16 protein-coding genes and 2 pseudogenes are annotated in these 18,757 nt (G+C 72.1%); 11 read left to right on the top strand and 7 right to left on the bottom strand.

Features of this window, described 5'->3' with window-relative positions; translation table 11 throughout:
* The 3 genes and pseudogenes from AB0E67_RS25420 to AB0E67_RS25410 all read right to left on the bottom strand — a co-directional run.
* A pseudogene (locus tag AB0E67_RS25420) lies at window positions 1-738 on the bottom strand (beta-ketoacyl reductase); the annotation flags it as partial.
* 197 nt (window positions 739-935) lie between these two features.
* On the bottom strand, window positions 936-1,661 hold the full coding sequence (locus AB0E67_RS25415; RefSeq protein ID WP_362030818.1) for a polyketide synthase dehydratase domain-containing protein: 726 nt from the start codon (window positions 1,659-1,661) through the stop codon (window positions 936-938).
* 218 nt (window positions 1,662-1,879) lie between these two features.
* A pseudogene (locus AB0E67_RS25410) lies at window positions 1,880-2,596 on the bottom strand (ketoacyl-synthetase C-terminal extension domain-containing protein); the annotation flags it as partial.
* A 497-nt stretch (window positions 2,597-3,093) separates the two neighbouring features.
* Here AB0E67_RS25410 and AB0E67_RS25405 point away from each other — a divergent pair.
* Entirely contained in the window at window positions 3,094-3,531 is a 438-nt protein-coding gene (locus AB0E67_RS25405) for a hypothetical protein (RefSeq protein WP_362030817.1), read from the top strand.
* Window positions 3,531-3,875, top strand: a complete 345-nt coding sequence (locus AB0E67_RS25400; protein WP_362030815.1) for a hypothetical protein — start codon at window positions 3,531-3,533, stop codon at window positions 3,873-3,875. Before AB0E67_RS25405 ends, AB0E67_RS25400 begins: the two co-directional genes overlap by 1 nt.
* 135 nt (window positions 3,876-4,010) lie before the next feature.
* Here AB0E67_RS25400 and AB0E67_RS25395 read toward each other — a convergent pair whose 3' ends face one another.
* The 4 genes from AB0E67_RS25395 to AB0E67_RS25380 form a co-directional block, all read right to left on the bottom strand.
* Window positions 4,011-5,195 (bottom strand): cytochrome P450, encoded by a 1,185-nt coding sequence (locus AB0E67_RS25395; protein WP_362030813.1) that lies wholly within the window; start codon window positions 5,193-5,195, stop codon window positions 4,011-4,013.
* 30 nt (window positions 5,196-5,225) lie between these two features.
* Complete coding sequence (locus tag AB0E67_RS25390) at window positions 5,226-6,596, bottom strand: FAD-dependent oxidoreductase (protein ID WP_362030811.1); 1,371 nt, start codon at window positions 6,594-6,596, stop codon at window positions 5,226-5,228.
* Window positions 6,583-6,795 (bottom strand): ferredoxin, encoded by a 213-nt coding sequence (locus AB0E67_RS25385; protein WP_073781522.1) that lies wholly within the window; start codon window positions 6,793-6,795, stop codon window positions 6,583-6,585. The genes AB0E67_RS25390 and AB0E67_RS25385 overlap by 14 nt, the downstream gene beginning before the upstream one ends.
* Before the next feature lie 175 nt (window positions 6,796-6,970).
* Window positions 6,971-7,648, bottom strand: a complete 678-nt coding sequence (locus tag AB0E67_RS25380; protein ID WP_362030809.1) for a GAP family protein — start codon at window positions 7,646-7,648, stop codon at window positions 6,971-6,973.
* A gap of 402 nt (window positions 7,649-8,050) precedes the next feature.
* Here AB0E67_RS25380 and AB0E67_RS25375 point away from each other — a divergent pair, with 402 nt between their 5' ends.
* The 9 genes from AB0E67_RS25375 (at window position 8,051) to AB0E67_RS25335 (ending at window position 18,746) form a co-directional block, all read left to right on the top strand.
* The gene (locus AB0E67_RS25375) at window positions 8,051-9,898 is read left to right on the top strand and encodes a glycoside hydrolase family 15 protein (protein ID WP_362030807.1); all 1,848 of its coding nucleotides are present in this window, start codon (window positions 8,051-8,053) and stop codon (window positions 9,896-9,898) included.
* 227 nt (window positions 9,899-10,125) lie between these two features.
* Window positions 10,126-10,920: an SDR family oxidoreductase gene (locus AB0E67_RS25370; protein WP_362030825.1), complete on the top strand. Its 795-nt coding sequence runs from the start codon at window positions 10,126-10,128 to the stop codon at window positions 10,918-10,920.
* Between the two features lie 76 nt (window positions 10,921-10,996).
* Window positions 10,997-11,926, top strand: a complete 930-nt coding sequence (locus AB0E67_RS25365) for an NAD(P)H-binding protein (RefSeq protein WP_362030805.1) — start codon at window positions 10,997-10,999, stop codon at window positions 11,924-11,926.
* Between the two features lie 659 nt (window positions 11,927-12,585).
* Window positions 12,586-13,506 (top strand): 3-oxoacyl-ACP synthase, encoded by a 921-nt coding sequence (locus AB0E67_RS25360; protein WP_362030823.1) that lies wholly within the window; start codon window positions 12,586-12,588, stop codon window positions 13,504-13,506.
* Window positions 13,503-13,772 carry an acyl carrier protein gene (locus AB0E67_RS25355; RefSeq protein ID WP_362030804.1) on the top strand — a complete coding sequence of 90 codons (270 nt, stop codon included), beginning with the start codon at window positions 13,503-13,505 and terminating at the stop codon, window positions 13,770-13,772. Before AB0E67_RS25360 ends, AB0E67_RS25355 begins: the two co-directional genes overlap by 4 nt.
* A complete protein-coding gene (locus AB0E67_RS25350) occupies window positions 13,756-14,922 on the top strand; it encodes an acyl-CoA dehydrogenase family protein (protein ID WP_362030802.1) in 1,167 nt (388 codons plus the stop codon). Before AB0E67_RS25355 ends, AB0E67_RS25350 begins: the two co-directional genes overlap by 17 nt.
* Window positions 14,919-15,995: an HAD-IIIC family phosphatase gene (locus AB0E67_RS25345; RefSeq protein WP_362030800.1), complete on the top strand. Its 1,077-nt coding sequence runs from the start codon at window positions 14,919-14,921 to the stop codon at window positions 15,993-15,995. Before AB0E67_RS25350 ends, AB0E67_RS25345 begins: the two co-directional genes overlap by 4 nt.
* Window positions 15,988-16,917, top strand: coding sequence for a 3-hydroxyacyl-CoA dehydrogenase family protein (locus AB0E67_RS25340; RefSeq protein ID WP_362030798.1), 930 nt, complete (start codon window positions 15,988-15,990; stop codon window positions 16,915-16,917). The genes AB0E67_RS25345 and AB0E67_RS25340 overlap by 8 nt, the downstream gene beginning before the upstream one ends.
* Window positions 16,918-16,922: 5 nt before the next feature.
* Window positions 16,923-18,746 carry a non-ribosomal peptide synthetase gene (locus AB0E67_RS25335; protein ID WP_362030796.1) on the top strand — a complete coding sequence of 608 codons (1,824 nt, stop codon included), beginning with the start codon at window positions 16,923-16,925 and terminating at the stop codon, window positions 18,744-18,746.
* The last annotated feature ends 11 nt before the right edge of the window (window positions 18,747-18,757 follow it).

Below are 18,757 nucleotides of genomic sequence, written 5' to 3'. Positions count from 1 at the left end.
GGGGAGCGGCCGCCGGCGCCCGGCCGAGTCGGTCCCCGCCCCCGTCGCCCCTGTCGGCGTCGGGCGTTCGGAGTCGGTTCGCCGCGGGGCCTCCACGGAGGGCGGACGGGGCCAGGCGGGTCGCCACCACCACGGGTTCGTCACCGGCCACGGCGGCGTCGAAGAGGGCCAGGCCTTCTTCCGGCCCGAGCGGGCCGAACCCGGTGCGGGCCATCCGCTGCCGATCCGCGTCGCCGAGGTGCGCCATCATGCCGTCGTTCTGCCGCCAGGGGCCCCAGGCGATCGACGTACTGGGCAGCCCGAGCCGGCTCCGGTGCCGTGCCAGGGCATCCAGCACGCAGTTGGCCGCGGCGTAGTTGGCCTGGCCGGCGGAGCCGAAGGTACCCGCGATCGAGGAGAACAGCGCGAACACGGCCAGGTCGTGTCCGCCGGTCAGTTCGTGCAGAGCGAGGGCGGCGTCCGCATTGGGTGCAGCACCCGCCTCAGACGATCGGTGGTGAGCGCCGTTACGACGCCGTCGTCCAGGACCCCCGCCGAGTGCACGACGCCGGTCAGCGGGTGGGCGGCCGGTACCGCGTCGAGCAGGGCGGCGAGCGTGGTCCGGTCCGCGACGTCACAGGCGTGAACGGTCGCCCGGGCGCCCGCCTCACGCAGCTCCGCGACGAGTTCGCGGGCCCCGGGAGCGCCCGGCCCGCGTCGGCCGACGAGCAGCGGATGCCGGACGCCGTGGGCGGGCACGGCAGCCCAGGAGTCGGGGTGTTCGTCCACGTCGATCAGGGCGAAGCGGCCCGGGTTCTCCCGCAGGGCCGAGCGGACCAGTCCCCACACCGGTGTGTGCAACGGTACGGACGCCGTTTCGCCGGACCGGCCGTCGTTCCCGCGACCGGCGCCGTCCGCAGGGAATCCGTCGTCGGTGGAATGGACGGCACCGGACGTCAAGAGAACGAGACGGGAGCGGGACAGGTGCGGTGCGGCGAGCCACTCCTGCACGAGCACCAGCGCCCGGTCCGCCGCCCGCAGCAATCCGGCGGCCTGGTCCTGCGTCCCGCCGCTCGTGTCGGGCGGCGGGCACGGCGCCACGACGACGGCCGACGACGCGTCGCACGCCGCCGGGCCCGGGTACACGCGACGCCGGAACCCGGGGGCGCGAGGGCGTCCACCAGCCGTGTGCCCGCCGTGCCCAGAACGCCCCAGCGGGGCATCGCCACGGGGGCGGGCGGTTCGGTCAGCGGCACCCATTCCGTCCGGTGGAGAGCACCGGCGACCGGGTCCGCCGTCGCCGAGCCGGTACGCGGAAGGGGCCGGAGGCTCAGCGAACGGACCGTCGCCACCGGTGAGCCCGTCTCGTCGGTGAGCTCCACTCCGGCCTGCCCGTCGGGACCGGGGGCCGTCCGCACTCGCAAGCGCCGTACGCCGTCGGCGGAGTGCACGCGCACTCCGCCGAAGGCGAACGGCAGGGACAACCCGCCGGCCGCCGGACCGGCTGTACCGGAACCGTTCGCGACAAGACTGTCGAGGGCCAGGGCGTGCAGCGCCGCGTCGAGCAGCGCGGGATGCAGGACGAACTCCGGGCCGTCCCCCTCCGGGCGCGGGGCCCGGGCCGCTTCGGGCAGCGCGACATCGGCGTACAGCTCCTCCCCGTGCCGCCAGGCGGCGCGCATGCCCTGGAAGGCGGGGCCGTACCCCAACCCGTCGGCGGCCAGCCGCTCGTACGGTCCGGTCCCGGGACCGTCGGCATGCAGTGGCGTCGCCGCCTCCGGCGGCCAGGACCCGCCGCCGGTTCCGGCGGCGGCCGCCTCCCGGTCCGCGGGCGGCCGCGCGGCGAAAGAGTGCCGGCGGCGTTCCGGAGCCAGGGCTGGTCGCCGCCCTCCGCGTTCTCCGCCATGGCCCGCAGGGAATCGAGCAACTCGGCGCGGTCCCGGGCCACCACCACGGCCCGGTGCTCGAAGACCGCACGCGTGGTGGCGAGCGAGTGCCCGATGTCCACCAGGGACGCATCGGGGGCGGCGGCCACGTGGTCGTACAGCCGGCGCGCCTGGGCCCGCAGCCCCGGCACGTTCCTGGCCGACACCGGAAAGGCCACCGCGACCGGTCCGGGACGTGCCGCACCCTCAAGCACCGCCCCGGCGTACGGTGCCGCGGCCTCGCCGCCGTCCGGAGCCTCTTCGAGCACCACATGGGCGTTGGTGCCGCTGATGCCGAACGAGGACACCCCCGCCCGGCGTGGACGGTCCGCAGCGGGCCATTCCACCGCCCGGGTCAGCAGCGCGATCCGCCCCGTCGACCAGTCGATACGGGGGGACGGCTCGTCGGCGTGCAACGTACGCGGCAGCACGCCGTGCCGCATCGCCTGCACCATCTTGATCACGCCGGCCACTCCGGCCGCGGCCTGGGTGTGACCGATGTTCGACTTCACCGAGCCCAGCCGTAGGGGACGCTGCCGCGCGTGGCTCCCGTACGTGGCGAAGAAGGCCTCCGCCTCGATGACGTCCCCCAGCCGGGTGCCGGTGCCGTGCGCCTCCACCGCGTCGATGTCCCCGGGAGTCAGCCCCGCGTCCGCGAGGGCCTGCCGGATCACCCGCTGCTGCGCCGGTCCTGGAAACAGACCTTGTCCCCGATGCGCCGGGCGGGTTCCCGAGCAGTTCCGGCAGTGGTGTGACGATGTCGGCGTGCGTACCCACCGCATGACCTCCTTGAGACGACCCGCCGTTGAGGACGACGGCACGGTTCACCGGGTTCCCCACCGGCGGCGGGTGGACCGCCGGGTCCCCCTCCCGGCCGCCGGAAAGGGTCTCGGACGGGGCGGCCCTTTCGGGTCGATGCCACGCGGGCGGGCCCCGGGGTGGAAGGGGTCGCGCGCGATCACCGGGTAGTCGCGCAGCCGCCTCGAAGCGCTGCCGAGACGCGTCCTCCCGTCGCGCTTCCTGGGGGAACCTGTTCACCCGCAGGGCTGATCCGGGCCCGGTCCGCGCCGGGAACCGGGGGAGGGGCGCCGACTATCGGGACGGCCGCCCGGAGCGCCACGAGGGTCCTGCGCGGTCGGTACGAACGGGAGGTCCTGGCCGGTCGACGAAACGACGGGAAGAGGTGCCGATGACGGACCACGGGCAGCAGTTCGTGCGGGAGGAGTTCCTCCGGTACAGCCGGGACACGCAGCAGCTGTGGGAGCGAGAGCCCGCCTCCCCGGGCGGGCCGCTGCCGAGGGCGGTGCTCGACGTGCCGGAGCACCGCGACGGCGGGGCCGGGCACATGCGGCCGGGGACCGGCAGCCCGGCCGGCGACATCGACCGGGCCGCAGCCGCAGCCGAGGACGCGTGGGTCGACATGGAGCACTTCCCGCGGCGGCCGGCGCGGCCGGAGACCGGGTACACCGAGTCCGCCCCCTGCCCCGAACCCGGGGTACCCGGCGGGATCACGGAGAAGGCCCGCCTTTCGTGCGGGAGCCCTTCCCCGGATGTCGCCGAAGCCCCGGAAGTCGCCGAAGCGATCGGCCCGCGGAGATCCGGCGGATCGTCCGGAGGCCGGGACTGATGGCGGTCGCGGATGTCTGGGTGGAACTGCGCAGCGAGGCTCTCGGCGTACGGCTGGTGCGGGCCGACACCATCGTGCAGGTGTGGTGGGACGTGAAGCAGCCTTCGTTCCTGAACGTGACCCTCAGCAGCCCGGAGGTGGTCCGCCAGGACGTGCGGGCCGGGCTCCCTGCCCACGGCATCGCGGAGGGAGAGGCCTCGGACCGCTGCGAAGAGCTGGTGCAGCGCATCGCCCGGGCCGCGCACGCGGGCGGCGGCCACCTGGTGTGGATGAGGCGCGACGAGGGGTCCAGGGGGGCCCGGTGGACACACCGGCCCCTCGTCGAGGCCCGGCACGCCTTCTGACGGCCGTCGGGCACCTGCCGGGCCCGCCCCCGGGGCGCCCCAGGCGTCGAGCTTGCCCGGTCGGATGGGGACGGGCCGTCACATGGGCACGGGCCGTCACATGTGCGCGGGCCGTCACATGGGCACGAGCCGGAATCAGAGCTGAACAGGGAGATGCCGAGGACCGCGAAGCATGGCGTTCTGCCGGTAGGGAGGCGGGTCCTGGACCAGACGCGCCGCGCCCAGGTGGGGAAGCAGCGCGCCGAGTGCGGCCTGGGCCTCGATACGGGCCAGCGGACCGCCGTAGCACAGGTGAATGCCGCTGCCGAAGCCGAGATGCTGGTTGTCCGGGCGGGTGGGGTCGAACCGGTCGGGCTCGTGGAACCTCATGGGATCGCGGCTGCCCGAGGCCAGAGCGAGGATGACGGACGCGCCTTCGGGGATCGTGGTGCCGGCGACGTCGATGTCGGAGTGAGGGATGCGTTCGCGCATGTGGACGGGGGGTTCGTAGCGCAGCAGTTCCTCCACGGCTCGCGGCAGCAGGCCGGGGTCGCGGCGCAGGTGGTCCAGGTGCTCGGGCAGGCGCAGCAGGGTGAGCACCCCGTTGGTGATCAGGTTGACGGTGGTCTCGTGTCCGGCGATGAGGAGCAGTACGGCCGTTTCCGCGAGTTCTTCCTGGGTGAGCCGCAGCTCGGGATCCGGCTCGTTGACGAAGGCGGAGAGCATGTCGTCGCCCGGACTGCCGCGGCGCTGTTCGGCGAGGCCGACCAGGTATCCGCCCATCTCGATCCGTGCCTGGTTGCCGGCCTTGTCCGCCTCGGTGGTGTCCTGGCCGGGCCGGACATCGGCTGCTGTGACCAGGGCGTCGGACCAGGCCCGGAACAACGGCTCGTCCTCGCGGGGGACGCCGAGGAGACGGCAGATCACTGTGACGGGCAGCGGGTAGGCGAAGTCGTCGACGACATCGATCTGCCGTCCTGCCTCGAAGGACGCCACCAGGTCCTTGGTGAGCCGGTCGATCTCGTCGCGCATGGCGTCGACCCGGCCCGGGCTGTGCGGTGGCCCGAAGGGCCGCATGGCCAGCGTGCGCAGCCTGTGGTGCTCCGGGTCGTCGAGCCGCAGGAACGGCGGCTTGTGCGTCACTTCGCCACGGGTACGGGGGTCGACGCTCATGCGTGGGTCGTGAAGCAGTGCGGCGACCTCGTGGTAGGTGCCGATCAGGTAGCTGTCGTCCGCCTGCCGTACGACGGGACCGGCCGCGCGGAGTTCCGCATACAGCGGGTAGGGGTCGGGGCGGCTGGCGTAGTCGGTTATCCGGGCCAGCAGAGTCTCGGAGGCCATGGTGGCTCCTCGTCATGGGACGGACGTGGGTCAGCGCGGGGGCCGCAGCACGGTCAGCCGGCGGTCGGGCAGGTATCCGGTGAGCGCCACGGTGGGGCCGTGGGACAACCCCTTCGGGTCCGGTACGTCGGACGGAATCGGGACGTCGGCCGCGAGCGCACGGTCCAGCGCGCCGGGCGGGGGCGGGAACGGGGCAGCGGTCTCGATCAGGTGCCGGTAGTAGTCGAGCGACTTGGCCATGTCGACGGTGACCGCGGCGGTGACCCGCCCCTGGTAGCCGTAGACCATCGCCAGACGGCGCGCCTCCAGAGAGCCCTGCGCGATGACCACGTGGTCGGAGAAGGTCGGTACGCCCACGGACTTGATGTTGAGCCCGAACTGGGTCGACCAGAATGTCGGGATGGCCAGGTGCGGGCGCTGCCTGGGCCCCGGGTTGATCATGTTGTGGGCCGCCACCTCGGCCTGCTCGACCGCGTTGCCCCAGTGCTCCAGGGAGAGCATCTGATAGCCGAAGAGCGGGTGGGGGAAGCGGGAGACGTCGCCGGCCACGAAGACGTCGTCGGTGACGATGCCGTACATGTTGAAGGCGCGGCACCCGGCGTCGCAGGCGATCCCGCGCGGGCCCGCCGCCAGTCCGGAGTCGGCCAGCCATTCGACGTTGCGTACCGCCCCCAGCGCCACGACACACACGTCCGCGTCGACACGCGTGCCGTCGGACAGGTCCGCGCCGGTGAAGTCGCCGTTCCCGCGCAGGGCGGTGACGGTGACTCCGCAGCGCAGGTCCACGCCGTGGTTGCGCTGCATGACGGCCGCGAGTTTCGAGAGGGTGCCGCCCAGTGCGCCCACCAGGGGCGCGGGGCCGCGTTCGGCGACCGTGACGTCCAGTCCGCGTTCCCGGCAGGCCGAGGCGATCTCCGAGCCGGTGAAGCCGGCACCGATCACCAGCACCCGCTTCGGCCCGGCGTCCAGTCGCTCGGCCAGCCCTGCGGCGTCCTCACGCGTGCGCAGGGTGAACACCCCGTCCAGAGCGCCCTCCGCCGCGTTCGGCCAGGGCCGCGCCCGGGTCCCCGTGGCGATCAGCAGCCGGTCGTACGGCAGTGACTCTCCGTCCGCCAGCAGCACCCGCTTCCCCAGAGGGTCCAGCCCGGTGGCGGCCGTTCCCAGCCGCCAGTCGGCGTCCGGGTCCCGGCGCAGAGGCAGTTCGGTGGTGTCCGCCGTCGCGCGGCCGAGCAGCACCTGCTTGGACAGCGGCGGCCGGTCGTAGGGTGCATGGGGCTCGTCCCCCACCACCGTGAGGGAGCCGGTGAAGCCCTCCTCGCGCAACGTCTCCGCGGCCCTCAGCCCGGCCAGGGACGCACCGACGAGTACGATCCGGCCCTCCCGGAGATCAGCGGCGGCCATCGGGGTTCACCTCTTCACCGACCAGGATGGCCTGGACCGGACAGGCCGCCGCAGCCTGGCGCACGTGTTCGGCCTGGTCGTCGGGGACAGCTGTGGCGTACAGCAGTCCTTCCTCGCCGTGCAGTTCGAACATCTTTGGTGCGAGAAAAACGCACTGTGCGTAGCCCTGACAGCGCGTGAGGTCCACAACGGTTCGCATCCCCACCACTCCCTCTGTCGCCGCACCCCCCTTTTTTCTTCCAGCATGAGCCGAGCATCGCGGGCTCGCACGGTGACCGCTCGCGGGGCGCTGCCTCCGACGTACCAGAAGGAGAAGGCGCTCTCGTTCCCTTCGAAGCCGTCGGCGCGGGCATGCTCCGCCGCACACGGCTCCATCAGGTGGCGAGGATGCTGACGCCGTCGCCGAGCAGCTTGAGTCCGAGGACGAAGAAGAGGGCGGCCATGACGGCGGCGTTGTGCTGGGCGGCCCAGTTCCGCCAGGTGCCGAGAATGCTCTTGGCGCGCTCTCCCGCGAACAGATAGACGGCCAGCGGTGCGAGGACTCCGAGTGAGGCGATGAACACGAAGATGGCGAGTGCCCCGATTTGTTGCGGTACGGAGATTCCGGTGGCGCTGATCGAGGCGCCTGCGGCGATGGTCAGGGGGCCGTTCTTCGCGTTGGCTGCCGACAGCAGCAGCCCCAGTCCGAGCACTTTGGGCGGAGTGAAACGGTCGAGCGCCGTCATCCACTTCGGCAGACGGGCCTCCGTGGGGTCGGTGGGGCGGTGTCGCCACTGATGTGCGGCGAGCAGGACGAGCAACACGCCCAGGGCGAGTTTCAGGGCCCCCACCCAGGTGGCCGGGTGCTTGTTCGTGGACGCGTCGCCCGGGCCGCCCACCACGAGCATGATCGCCCCCAGCAGTGCCAGGCCCAGGATCCAGCCGACCGAGAACAGCGCGCCGTTCAGACGCCCCCGTGGGGTGGTGAGAAGGAGGATGACGGCCACGACAGGGAGTGGGCTGATCGTGACACCGGCCGCGAGGCCGAGTACATCGCCGACCGCATGTCCCAAGGCGGCCTCCTCACAGGTAGGGGTCGGGTAGCGGATCGGGCGGCCGAGGCAGCGGGCCACGCGCCGAACCCGGGAACCACGGCCATCGTTACGCGGAGTTGCCCTTCACGCGCGGTATCGGCATCGATCGGGTGAGGCCGTCTCTTCGAAGTGCCGTCGTTCGGCGCAGGCCGGGCCGAGCGTCCGCGACCCGATCGGAGCGCCCTCGACCCGATCAGAAGGAAGCGGCACCCCCGCGGCGACGCGGCTGTGCTCCAGCGGCCCGGACCTCTTGAGCCAGGGCATCGGCGGTCCCGCATCCCGAGCGCCGCTCGCGTACCCGGTCCGTGTGGTGCCATTTCTGGCATCCCTGGCGGACCAGGACGACAGTGGAAGAGGGACCCCCGGAAAGGTGACAGGACGATGGACCGCTACCCTCCGATCGCCGACCACGGCATCGTTGGCGACCTGGAGACCGCTGCCCTGGTTTCTTCGCAGGGGGTCATCGACTGGTTCGCGGCCCCCCGGTTCGACTCGCCCAGCATTTTCGCCGCCCTGCTCGACCATGATCGCGGCGGCCACTTCCTGTTCGCTCCGGAGGCCAGGAACGCCACGTGCAAGCAGCTCTACTATCCCGACACCGCGGTCCTGGTGACGCGTTTCCTCTCGCCCGACGGGGTCGGGGAGATATTCGACTGCATGCCTCCGGGCCGAACCGGCAGGGCCACCGACCGGCATACGCTGATCCGCGGAGTGCGGGCAGTGCGTGGCACCATGCGCTTCGTGCTGGAGTGCCGGCCACGGTTCGACTACGGCCGGGTCGACCACTCGCTGGACCTCCGCGACGGCACCGCCACCTTCCGGGCCCCGGGTGTCACCGCGTATGCGCAGAGCACATTCCCCCTGCAGCCGGACGGCAAGGACGTGCGGGGCGTCGTCACCTTGAACGCGGGGGAGGTGGCCGCCGCGGTGTTCACCGTCGACTCCGTGGACAGCCGGCCCCCGGTTCCTCCGACACCGGACGGCGTGATCAGGCAGTTCTGGGACGTGGTGGAATTCTGGCAGCACTGGGTCCGCGCCTCCCGGTACCGCGGGCGCTGGCCGGGTGTGGTGAACCGATCGGCCATCACCCTCAAACTGCTCACCTACGCTCCGACGGGCGCTCCGATCGCCGCAGCCACCATGGGTCTGCCCGAGCAGATCGGCGGAGAACGCAACTGGGACTACCGGTACACCTGGATCCGCGACGGCTCCTTGTCGGTGCGGGCCCTGCTCGACCTCGGGTACGTCGAAGAAGCGGCGCACTTCACCCGTTGGCTGGGAGACCGCTTCCGAGCCCGTGAGGGCACCGGAGGCGAACCGCTGCAGATCATGTACCGCGTCGACGGAGATCCTCGGCTGACGGAGGAGGAGCTCACGCACTTCGAGGGCTATCGCGGATCGTATCCGGTGAGGGCCGGGAACGGCGCCGCCGATCAGTTGCAGCTGGATATCTACGGCGAGGCGCTCTACGCCTTGGCCGAGGGCGGCGAGATCACCATGCGGACCGGCTATCACGGCTGGAAGAACGTCGCCCGGACACTGGACTGGCTCGCCGACTCCTGGGACCGGCCCGACGAGGGCGTGTGGGAAACGCGCGGCGGGCGCAAGGACTTCACCTTCAGCCGAGTGATGTCCTGGGTGGCCTTCGACCGCGGGCTGCGCCTGGCGGCCCAGTACAGCCGTCCTGCCGACACGGTGCGATGGACCGCCTCTCGTGATGCCATCCTCGAACAGGTGATGGAACACGGCTGGAACGAGAAGGAGCAGGCTCTCGTGCAGCACTACGGAGGCGAAGTCCTCGATGCCGCGCTGCTGCTCATCCCCCGGGTCGGCTTCCTGACTCCGAAGACGGAGAGCTGGCTGTCCACGCTCGACGCCATGGAACGCACCCTCGTGTCGGACAGCCTTGTCCACCGCTATGACCCCAAGGCATCCCCCGACGGACTGCGCGGCTCCGAAGGCACCTTCAGCCTGTGCACCTTCCTCTATGTGGACGCCCTCGCCCGCGCCGGGCGCTTGCGCCCGGCGCGTTACGCCTTCGAGAAGATGCAGACCTACGCCAACCATGTCGGTCTGTTCGCCGAGGAGATAGGCCCCAGCGGTGAGCAACTGGGCAATTTCCCGCAGGCGTTCACCCATCTGTCGTTGATCATGGCCGCCACTACGCTGGACGATGCCCTCGACCGGCAGCGCACGGAGAACTTCGACGTCCCCTTGGAAGGACCGTGACCATCAGCGCCGAGGACGCTCCGTACGACAATGGACGGCGTCCGCGGGCAGGCGACGGGAAGGGCTGAGCCGTTCGCCTGACAATTGTGCTGCAGACGGGCCAGGTGCGGGCGTCGTCTCCCGCCCCGATCCCGATGCCGGTGCTTCCGTTCCGTGAGATCAGCACGGAGAGGGAGAAGCCGGTGGGCAGCAGTGTCAGCGAAGGGGACCGGAGCAGCTCGCATCCGCTGCTCAAGGGGCAGAAGGCGCTGGTCACCGGAGCGAACTCCGGAATTGGCAGGGCCACCGCCATCGGCCTGGGGAGAATGGGTGCCGATGTCGTGGTCAACTACGTCTCCGGCGGCGAAGCGGCCCAGGACGTGGTGCGGCAGATCGAGGATCTCGGTGTGCGGTCCTACGCGCACGAGGCGGACGTCTCCCAAGAGGACCAAGTGGTCGAGATGGTCTCCAGGATGGTCGGCCAACTCGGCACGATCGACATCCTCGTGGCCAACGCCGGCCTGCAACGCGATGCCGCCGCGATCGACATGACCATGTCGCAGTGGCAGAAGGTCCTCGACGTCAACCTGACCGGCCAGTTCCTGTGCGCCCGCGAGGCGGCGAAGGAGTTCCTGCGCCGTGGCGTCGTACCAGAGGTGTCCAAGTCCGCGGGGAAGATCATCTGCATGAGCTCGGTCCATCAGATGATTCCCTGGGCCGGGCACGTCAACTACGCGGCGTCCAAGGGCGGTGTCATGCTGATGATGGAAACCCTGGCTCAGGAACTCGCACCCCACAAGATCAGGGTCAACGCGGTAGCTCCTGGGGCGATCCGCACCCCGATCAATCGCAGCGCCTGGGATTCTCCTGAGGCCGAAGCCGACCTGCTTCGTTTCATCCCCTACAACCGCGTCGGCGATCCGGAGGACATTGCCACGGCCGTGGCGGCGCTGGCCTCCGACCTCTTCGACTACGTTGTGGGCGCGACGCTCTACGTCGATGGCGGCATGACACTCTTTCCCGGCTTCGCCACGGGCGGGTGAGCTCCCGGGTCCGCCGAGCACCGGGGCTCGCCGGGCTCCGGTTGCGCCGCGGTCGTGCGCATCGCAGGCTGCAGCTATGAATCGCACCCGAGAAGTCGGCGTGCCGCCGATTCTGGTGACGGGCGCGGCGGGCAGTGTCGGCGCGGTCGGCCGATCCGTGGTCGAGGGACTTCGACGGCGTGGCCTGCCCGTCCGGGCCATGGTGCGTCGCGACGACGCGCGGGCGCAGGCGCTGCGTGCGACCGGCGCCGATGTCGTCGTCGGAGACCTCACGCGCGCGGGCGACGTAGCCGATGCCCTGGCCGGCTGTGCGCGCGTGTACTTCGGCATGAGTGTGTCGGCGCAGTATCTGCAGGCCGCCTTGACGGCGGCGGCCGTCGCGCGTGCGCACGGGGGCCTGGAAGCATTCGTGAACATGTCGCAGTTGACTGTCTCCCAGATGGACCTCACCAGCAGCTCCGAGTCCGTGCAGCAGCGGCAGCAGTGGCTGGTGGAGCAGGTCCTCGACTGGTCGGGCCTGCCCGTTGTCCAGCTCAGGCCCACCGTGTTCTTGGAAAACCCTCTGTTCCGTGCCGGCTTCTCCTCGATCGCGAAGTACGGAACCATCAGACTTCCCTTCGGCCGGGCGAAGACCTCCCCCGTGGCAGCCGGCGATGTGGCCGCGGTCGTGGAGGAGATCCTGGTCGACCCGGCCCCGCACATCGGCAGGATCTACGAGCTGACCGGCCCGCGCTCGGAGGACATCGCCGCCATGGCGGCGGAGGTCTCGACGGTTCTGGGCCGACCGGTCGGGTACACCGACGTTCCCCTGCAGGAATGGATCGACGACGATCTCAGACCGCTGGGGTTGCCCGACCATGCCTTCCAGCACATCACCACCATGGCTCGCCTCCACGCGGAGAATCGATACGACCGCAAGGCGGAAGGGGTAGAGCAGGTCACCGGGCGACCTCCTACGGGGGTGGCCGCATACGTTCGTGGGAATCCCGGCCTGTTCAGCTCCTGAAGCCGCGCTCAACCACCTGTCTCACACACCACGGAATACGGCTGACGCCGTGTGAGGCGGTTCGGCGAACGTTCACCTTGACGGGTCGAAGCCAGTGGCTCGATCACATGAATTGCCGGTGGGCGATCGGATGCTGTTGTCTTTCCGCCGCATCCGTCGAACGGCGTCACTCGATGGTCCTCACGGCCCTTGGAAGGGGCCGCGCCACCCAGGCCGACGGCTGGAAGGCATCCTGCCGTGACCGGCAAGGTTTGCCCGGAAGGAGCGTCGTCCGGTGCGTGCGATCGCAAGGCGATCGGAAGCCCCCGTAGCGGGCTACGTGGGCTTTTGGCCAACGCCGCGAGCGTGCGTGCCGGCGGCGCGACGGGGCAAACGTTGCCGGGAGCGGCAGTCCGATGCGGCCGAGTCTCGCCACGCGTCCGCAGCGGCCGCCGACGTGCCCGGAGCGGCCTTCCTCCCCGCGCAGCCGCAGTTCGACCATGCCCAAAACTCCTTGTAGAGGTGTGGTGGCGTGACTGGAATTGAGGGTGAAAGCCAGCCACCTCACGGGGGGAGAGCCAGTGACCCATTCCGGCGCACGGGCGCCGTTCGCGCCGCTCGCGGTCAGGACGGTGGCCTCCTGCCTTCCCCCGGTCTCGCTGAAAGTGGCGGAGCTGCCCATGCTCTCCGCGCTGCCCCCCGAACAACGAGCGGCCTGTACGCAGTTGGGCATCGACACCGTCGGGGTGGACGAAGCCGACGCGACCACCCTGGCCGAGCGGGCCGCGCGCAGGGCACTGGAGGACACCGGGGTCGCGGCCGGCGACCTGGGCGCGCTGCTGGTGGTGGAGCAGCGTGCGCCGGGGACGCTGCTCAGTTCCGCGGCCACCCGTCTCCAGGAGCTGCTGGGCGCCACCGACGCGCTCACCTTCACCGTGGGCGGACTGGGCTGCGTCTCGGTGACCCCGGCCCTGCTCACCGCCCGGGGGCTGCTGGCCGCCGATCCGGAGCTGGGACCGGTGCTGGTCGCCCACGGCAGCAAGCCCGTCTCGGAGCACCGCTACCGGCACCCGGTCACCGTCAACGGCGACGGCGGGCAGGCCCTGCTGCTGGGCCGCGAGGGGCGGATCCAGGTCCGCGACCAGGTGCAGGAGACCGACGGACGGTACTGGGACCTCTTCCACGTCGACTACCGGGACCGGCACCCGTCGCAGTGGCGCGAGGAGTGCACGGACCAGCGCACCTACTCCTTCCGGCTCGCCGTCGAGACCCGTAACAGGCTCAGGTCCCTGCTGGACCGGCTGCTGCGGCGCAACGGGCTCACCCGCGCGGACATACGCGGATTCGTGAGCCAGAACCTGTCCGCCGGCGGACACACCTTCATCGAGGAATCCCTCGACCTCGCGCTTCTCCCTTCCTGCCGGGAGAACCTGCGTACCCATGGTCACCTCGGCCCCAACGACGTCTTTCTCAACCTCTGGTCGGCCCTGGAGGACGGCCGGCTCTCCGACGGCGACCACGCCGTGCTGATCAATGTCAGTCCGGTGGCGGCCTGGAGCCTGCTGCTGGTCCGGATAGGCCCCCAGGAGTCAACGGCGTGAACGAGATCACCGACCAGGTCACCGAGTTCCTCACCCAGGCCCTGCGGCGGCCCGTCGAGCCGGACGACGACTACTTCGCCCTCGGCCTGGCGGACTCCCTGTTCGCGCTCGAACTCGTCACCTTCGTCGAGGAGCGTTTCGCGGTCACCGTCGAGGTGGAGGACCTGGACCTCGACAGCTTCCGCACCGCGGCGCGGATCGCCCGGTTCGTACGGGCCAAGAAGGGCCACTCCGAGCTGGTGCCCGGCGATGACTCCTTCGCCTGAGACCGGGACGGCCCTGGAGAGGGCGGCCGAGGAACTGGCCGGGCGCTGGGCGCTGCCGGCGGCGCAGTGGGACCGGTCCGAAGGACTGCCGGCCGAGGTGGCGCGCGACCTGGCCCGGTCCGGGCTGCTGGCTCCGGACATACCGGTGGAGTACGGCGGTGCCGGCGCTGACCCCCGTCAAGTGGGGGAGATCTGCGCCCGGTTGGGCGGCGTGTGCAGCTCGGTCCGGGGACTGGTCACCGTGCAGGGCATGGTCGCCGCGGGGCTGCGCCGCTGGGGCACCGCCCAGCAGCGCAAGGACTGGCTTCCCGCACTGGCCTCCGGGGAAGTGGTCGCCGGTTTCGCGGCCACGGAGCAGGAGGCGGGCAGCGCCCTGGCGCACCTGGGCACCACCATCGAGGAGGACGGCGACCACCTCGTGGTGAGCGGCCGCAAGAGGTGGGTGACCTGCGGGCAGTTCGCCGATGTCCTCCTGGTGCTGGGCCGGGCTCCGGGGGGCCTGGCGGCGGTGCTGGTGGAGGGCGACCTGCCGGGGGTGACCAGGGAGCCCGTCACCGGACAGCTCGGGATGCGGGCCGCGCGGATCGCGCACCTGGCCTTCGACGCGGTGCGCGTGCCCCGCGACCACCTCGTCGCCCCGGTCGGTCTCGGGCTGTCCCACGTCGCCGCCACCGTCCTGGACCACGGGCGCCACACGGTCGCCTGGGGCTGCGTCGGGATGGCGGAGGCCGGTCTGCGGGACGCGGTCGCCCACGCCGGGACCCGCGTACAAGGGGGAACCCCCCTCGGCGACCACCAACTGGTGCGCTCCTGCCTGGCCCGCTCGGCGGTCGCCGCCGCAGGTGCGCGCGAGCTGTGCCTGCGGGCGGCGCGGGCCCGGACGGACGAGCCGAGCCGCGCCGTGCACGAAACCATCCTCGCCAAGTACGCCGCCGCCGACGCGGCCGCGACGGTCACCCGCGACGCCGTCCAGATCCTCGGCTCGGCCGGGTGCGCCCCGGACAGCAGGGTCGGGAGACTTTTCCGCGACGCCAAGGTGATGGAGATCATCGAAGGAGCACAGCACGTGGCCGAGATGCACATCGCCGACCGGCTGTTCCGGGACCTCGGTGTCCCTGCGGCGCCCCGCGCGAACGGAGCGACGGCATGACGGCGGACACCCCCGGGGCCACGGTCAAGTGCCTGGTGTGGGACCTGGACGACACCCTGTGGGCCGGAACCCTGCTGGAGGGGGACGACCCCCGGCCCGCCGAGGCCACCCTGAGCACCTTGCGCACCCTCGACGAGCGGGGTGTGCTGCACGCGGTGGCGAGCCGGGGCGATCACGCCACCGCCACTGCCCACCTGGCGCGCCTCGGGCTGGCGGAGCTGTTCACGGTGGTGGAGATCGGCTGGGGCGCCAAGTCCGCCTCGGTGCGGCGGGTCAGCGAGGTGCTCGGCATCGGCATCGACAGCCTCGCCTTCGTCGACAACGACCCCGTGGAGCGCGCCGAGGTCGCCTCCGCCCACCCCCACGTGCGCTGCTACGAGCCGGAGCGGATCCCGGCCTTCCCCGAACTGCCGGAGTTCCGCCCCGGGCACCTCACGGAGGAGTCCCGCAGACGCCGGGAGATGTACCGCGCGGAGAGCAGCCGCCGCAGGGCCCAGGAGACGTACGAGGGGGCGCCGGCGGACTTCCTCGCCTCCCTCGCTCTGGAACTGACCGTGCGGGAGGCCACCGAGGGGGACTTCGCCCGGGCGCACGAACTGACGGTCCGCACACACCAGCTCAACACCACGGGCCGCACCTACGACCTGGCGGAGCTGCGGCAGCTCAGCCGCTCACCGGACCACCGGGTCATGGTGGCGCAGCTCCAGGACGTCTACGGCTCCTACGGCACCGTCGGGCTGGTGGTCACCGAACAAGTGGCGGACCGGACCGTGCTGCGCCTGCTGCTGCTCTCCTGCCGGGTGATGTCCCGGGGCATCGGCCCGGCCCTGATCGGCCATGTGGTGCGCCGGGCCCTGGCCGAAGGACGGCGGCCCGAGGCCGAGTTCGTCCCCACGCCCGTGAACCGGGCGATGCTCGTCAACCTGCGCTTCGCGGGGTTCCGGCCGCAGGCGGGCTCCGGCCCGGCCGCGGAGGACGAGCCCCTGGTGCTGGAGTTCCCGCCCGGCGCGGTCCCGCCCGCCGTTCCCGACCACGTACGGCTCGTCATCCCGTCTGGAGGCTCCGATGAGTAGCACCGACCGCCGCGGCGACCGCGCCGTCGCCGACGAGCGGGGCGGGCCGGTCCCGGCCGCACCGCCCCGAGTTCCGATCGGCGTGGTCGGCGCGGGCACCATGGGGGCCGGGGTCGCGCAGAGCTTCGCCGAGGCCGGCCACCCGGTCACGCTCCACGATCCGGACGCGGCGGCCCTGGCCGACGGCGAGCGCCGGCTGCGGGCCGGCATCCGGGCCGCCCGGCTGCTGCGCCGGCCCGCGCCCGAGGCTCCGCCCGGCGCGGTCCTCGGGCGGGTGCGATGGGTGACGGAGGCGGCCGAACTCGCCGACGTGGCACTGGTGGTGGAGTGCGGGCCCGAACGGATGGCCGTCAAGGAGCAGATCCTGCGGACGCTCGACGCCACCTGCGCCCCGCACACCGTCATCGCCTCCTGCACCTCCGCCATCCCCGTGGAGATCCTCGCCGGTCACACCGGGCGCCCCGACCGGGTCCTGGCCACCCACTTCATGAACCCCGCCCACCTCAAGGACGCGGTCGAGGTGGTACGGGGAGCCCGTACCTCCGAGGAGACCCTGAAGACCGTCCTCGGCCTGCTGGAAGGCATCGGCAAACGCGCCCATCTGGTGCGCGACGCCCCGGGCTTCGTCTCCAACCGGGTGCTGATGCCCATGATCAACGACGCCGCCGCTCGGGTGGAGGAGGGCACCGCCGACGCCGAGACCGTGGACCGCGTCTTCACCGACTGCTTCGGACACGCCATGGGGCCGCTGAGGACCGCCGACCTGATCGGCCTGGACACCGTGCTGGACTCCCTCGTCGTCCTGCGGGACACCACCGGCGACCCCCGCTTCGAGCCCACCGCCCTGTTGCGGGACCTCGTCGACCGGGGACACCGCGGCCGCAAGAGCGGCCGCGGCTTCCACTCCTACGAGACCCGGTGATCGCCATGACCGGCCATGACGTGGTGGACCAGTTGCGCGACTCCCTGCGGCGCCACTCCGAGCGCACCGCGGTGGTGGTGGGCCGGGAGCAGCTCAGCTACCGGGAACTGGACGCGGCCACCGACCGGCTGGCCGCACGCCTGCGGGAACTCGGGGTGCGCCCGGGACAGACCGTCCTGCTCCACCTGCGCCAGAGCGCGGACACCCTGGTCGGCATGGTGGCCGCGCTGCGGGCGGGCGCGGCCTGGTGCGTCACCGAGCCCGGCCATCCGGCGGAGCGCCTCGCCGCGGTGACCCGCGATCTGGAGTGCGGGGCGGTGGTCCGGGACGGGGCGGCGGACCCCGACGTACGGGAGGCGGTGGCGCGGCCGGCCGACGAGGCGCCCGCGCCGTTGCCCGTCCTCGACCTGGCGGAGCTCTGGCGGTCCGTCCCGCCGGGCGGGGCCACCGGACCCGGGCCCTGGACGGAGGTGCCGCCGGGCGCCCCGGCGTACGCCATCACCACGTCCGGGTCCACCGGGAAGCCCAAGGCGGTCGTCGTGGGGCGGGACAACCTCTCCGCGCTGGTGGCCGCCCGCGGTGACGAGCCGGGCGGGATCCGCTTCTCGGCCTGCCGGTTCGCCTGGGACGGCGCGCTGATGCTGACCTTCGGCGCGTTGTGCACGGGCGGCACCGCCGTGCTGCCGGACCACGCCGCCCTGCGCGACGCCCGGGCCTGTGCCGAACTGGTCCTCCTGCGGCGGGCCACGCAGATGGTCTGCCCGCCCTCGTACTACCGGCTGATGCTGCCCCACCTCGCGGGCGCCGGCGCCCATCTGCGGGAGGTCGTCGTCGCCGGCGAGGTGGTGCCCCCGGCACTCGTCGCACAGCACCGCGCCGCACTTCCCACCACCCGGCTGCGCAACGAGTACGGCCCGACCGAGACCACCGTGTCGGTCCTCGGCCACACCCTGCGCGACGACTCCCCCCGGACGGTGCCCGTCGGCCGCGCCTCCGGGGCCACCTCGGTCCACGTGCTCGACGAGCGGCTGGAGCCCTGCCCGCCCGGCGTCGTCGGCGAACTGTACGTGGGCGGACCGCAGGTCACCCGCGGATACGCCCGCAGGCCCGCACGGACCGCGGGCAGCTTCGTCGCCGATCCCTTCTCCTCCCGGCCGGGCGCGCGCATGTACCGCACCGGGGACCTCGTCCTGATCGGGGAGGAGGGCGAGATCGAGTTCCACGGGCGGGCCGACGGCCAGCTCAAGGTGCGCGGAATCCGCGTGGAGCGGCACGGCGTCCAGGCCGTCCTGGAGACCCACCCGGCGGTCGGCCAGGCCGGCGTGCTGGGGGTCCCGGGAGACGACGGCGCCCTGCGGCTGGTCGCGTTCTGGACCCCGGCCGAGGACGCGGTGGCACTGCCCGGACCACGGGAACTGATCGCCCACTGCCGGACGAGCCTCGTCGCCGACGCCGTACCGGAGGAGTACATCACCCTCGGCTCGATGCCGCTGGCACCCTCCGGCAAGGTCGACGAGGCCGCGCTGCTCGCCCTGCTCACGCCGCGGAGCGGCGGCGGCCCGGCCTCGGGCCCGGGCGGGGACGAGCGGGAAGCCCTGTACCGCGAGGTCGCAAGGATGTGGGCCCGGGTCCTGCGGCACGAGGACTTCGGGCCCGAGGACAGCTTCTTCGACGCGGGCGGCAACTCCCGCAGCGTGGTGGAACTTCACCTGTGCCTCGACGAGCGCTGGCCCGGCGCGCTGCGCGTGGGCCAGCTCTTCGACCTGGACCGCGTACCGGAGCAGGCGGACGCGCTCCTCGCGGCGGGCGCCCGCCCGACACCTCAGTGAGACGGCCCGAC

It is taken from the genome of Streptomyces sp. NPDC032161 (assembly GCF_040636995.1).
GTDB lineage: Bacteria > Actinomycetota > Actinomycetes > Streptomycetales > Streptomycetaceae > Streptomyces.
This window is presented reverse-complemented; position numbering and strand designations above follow the sequence as displayed.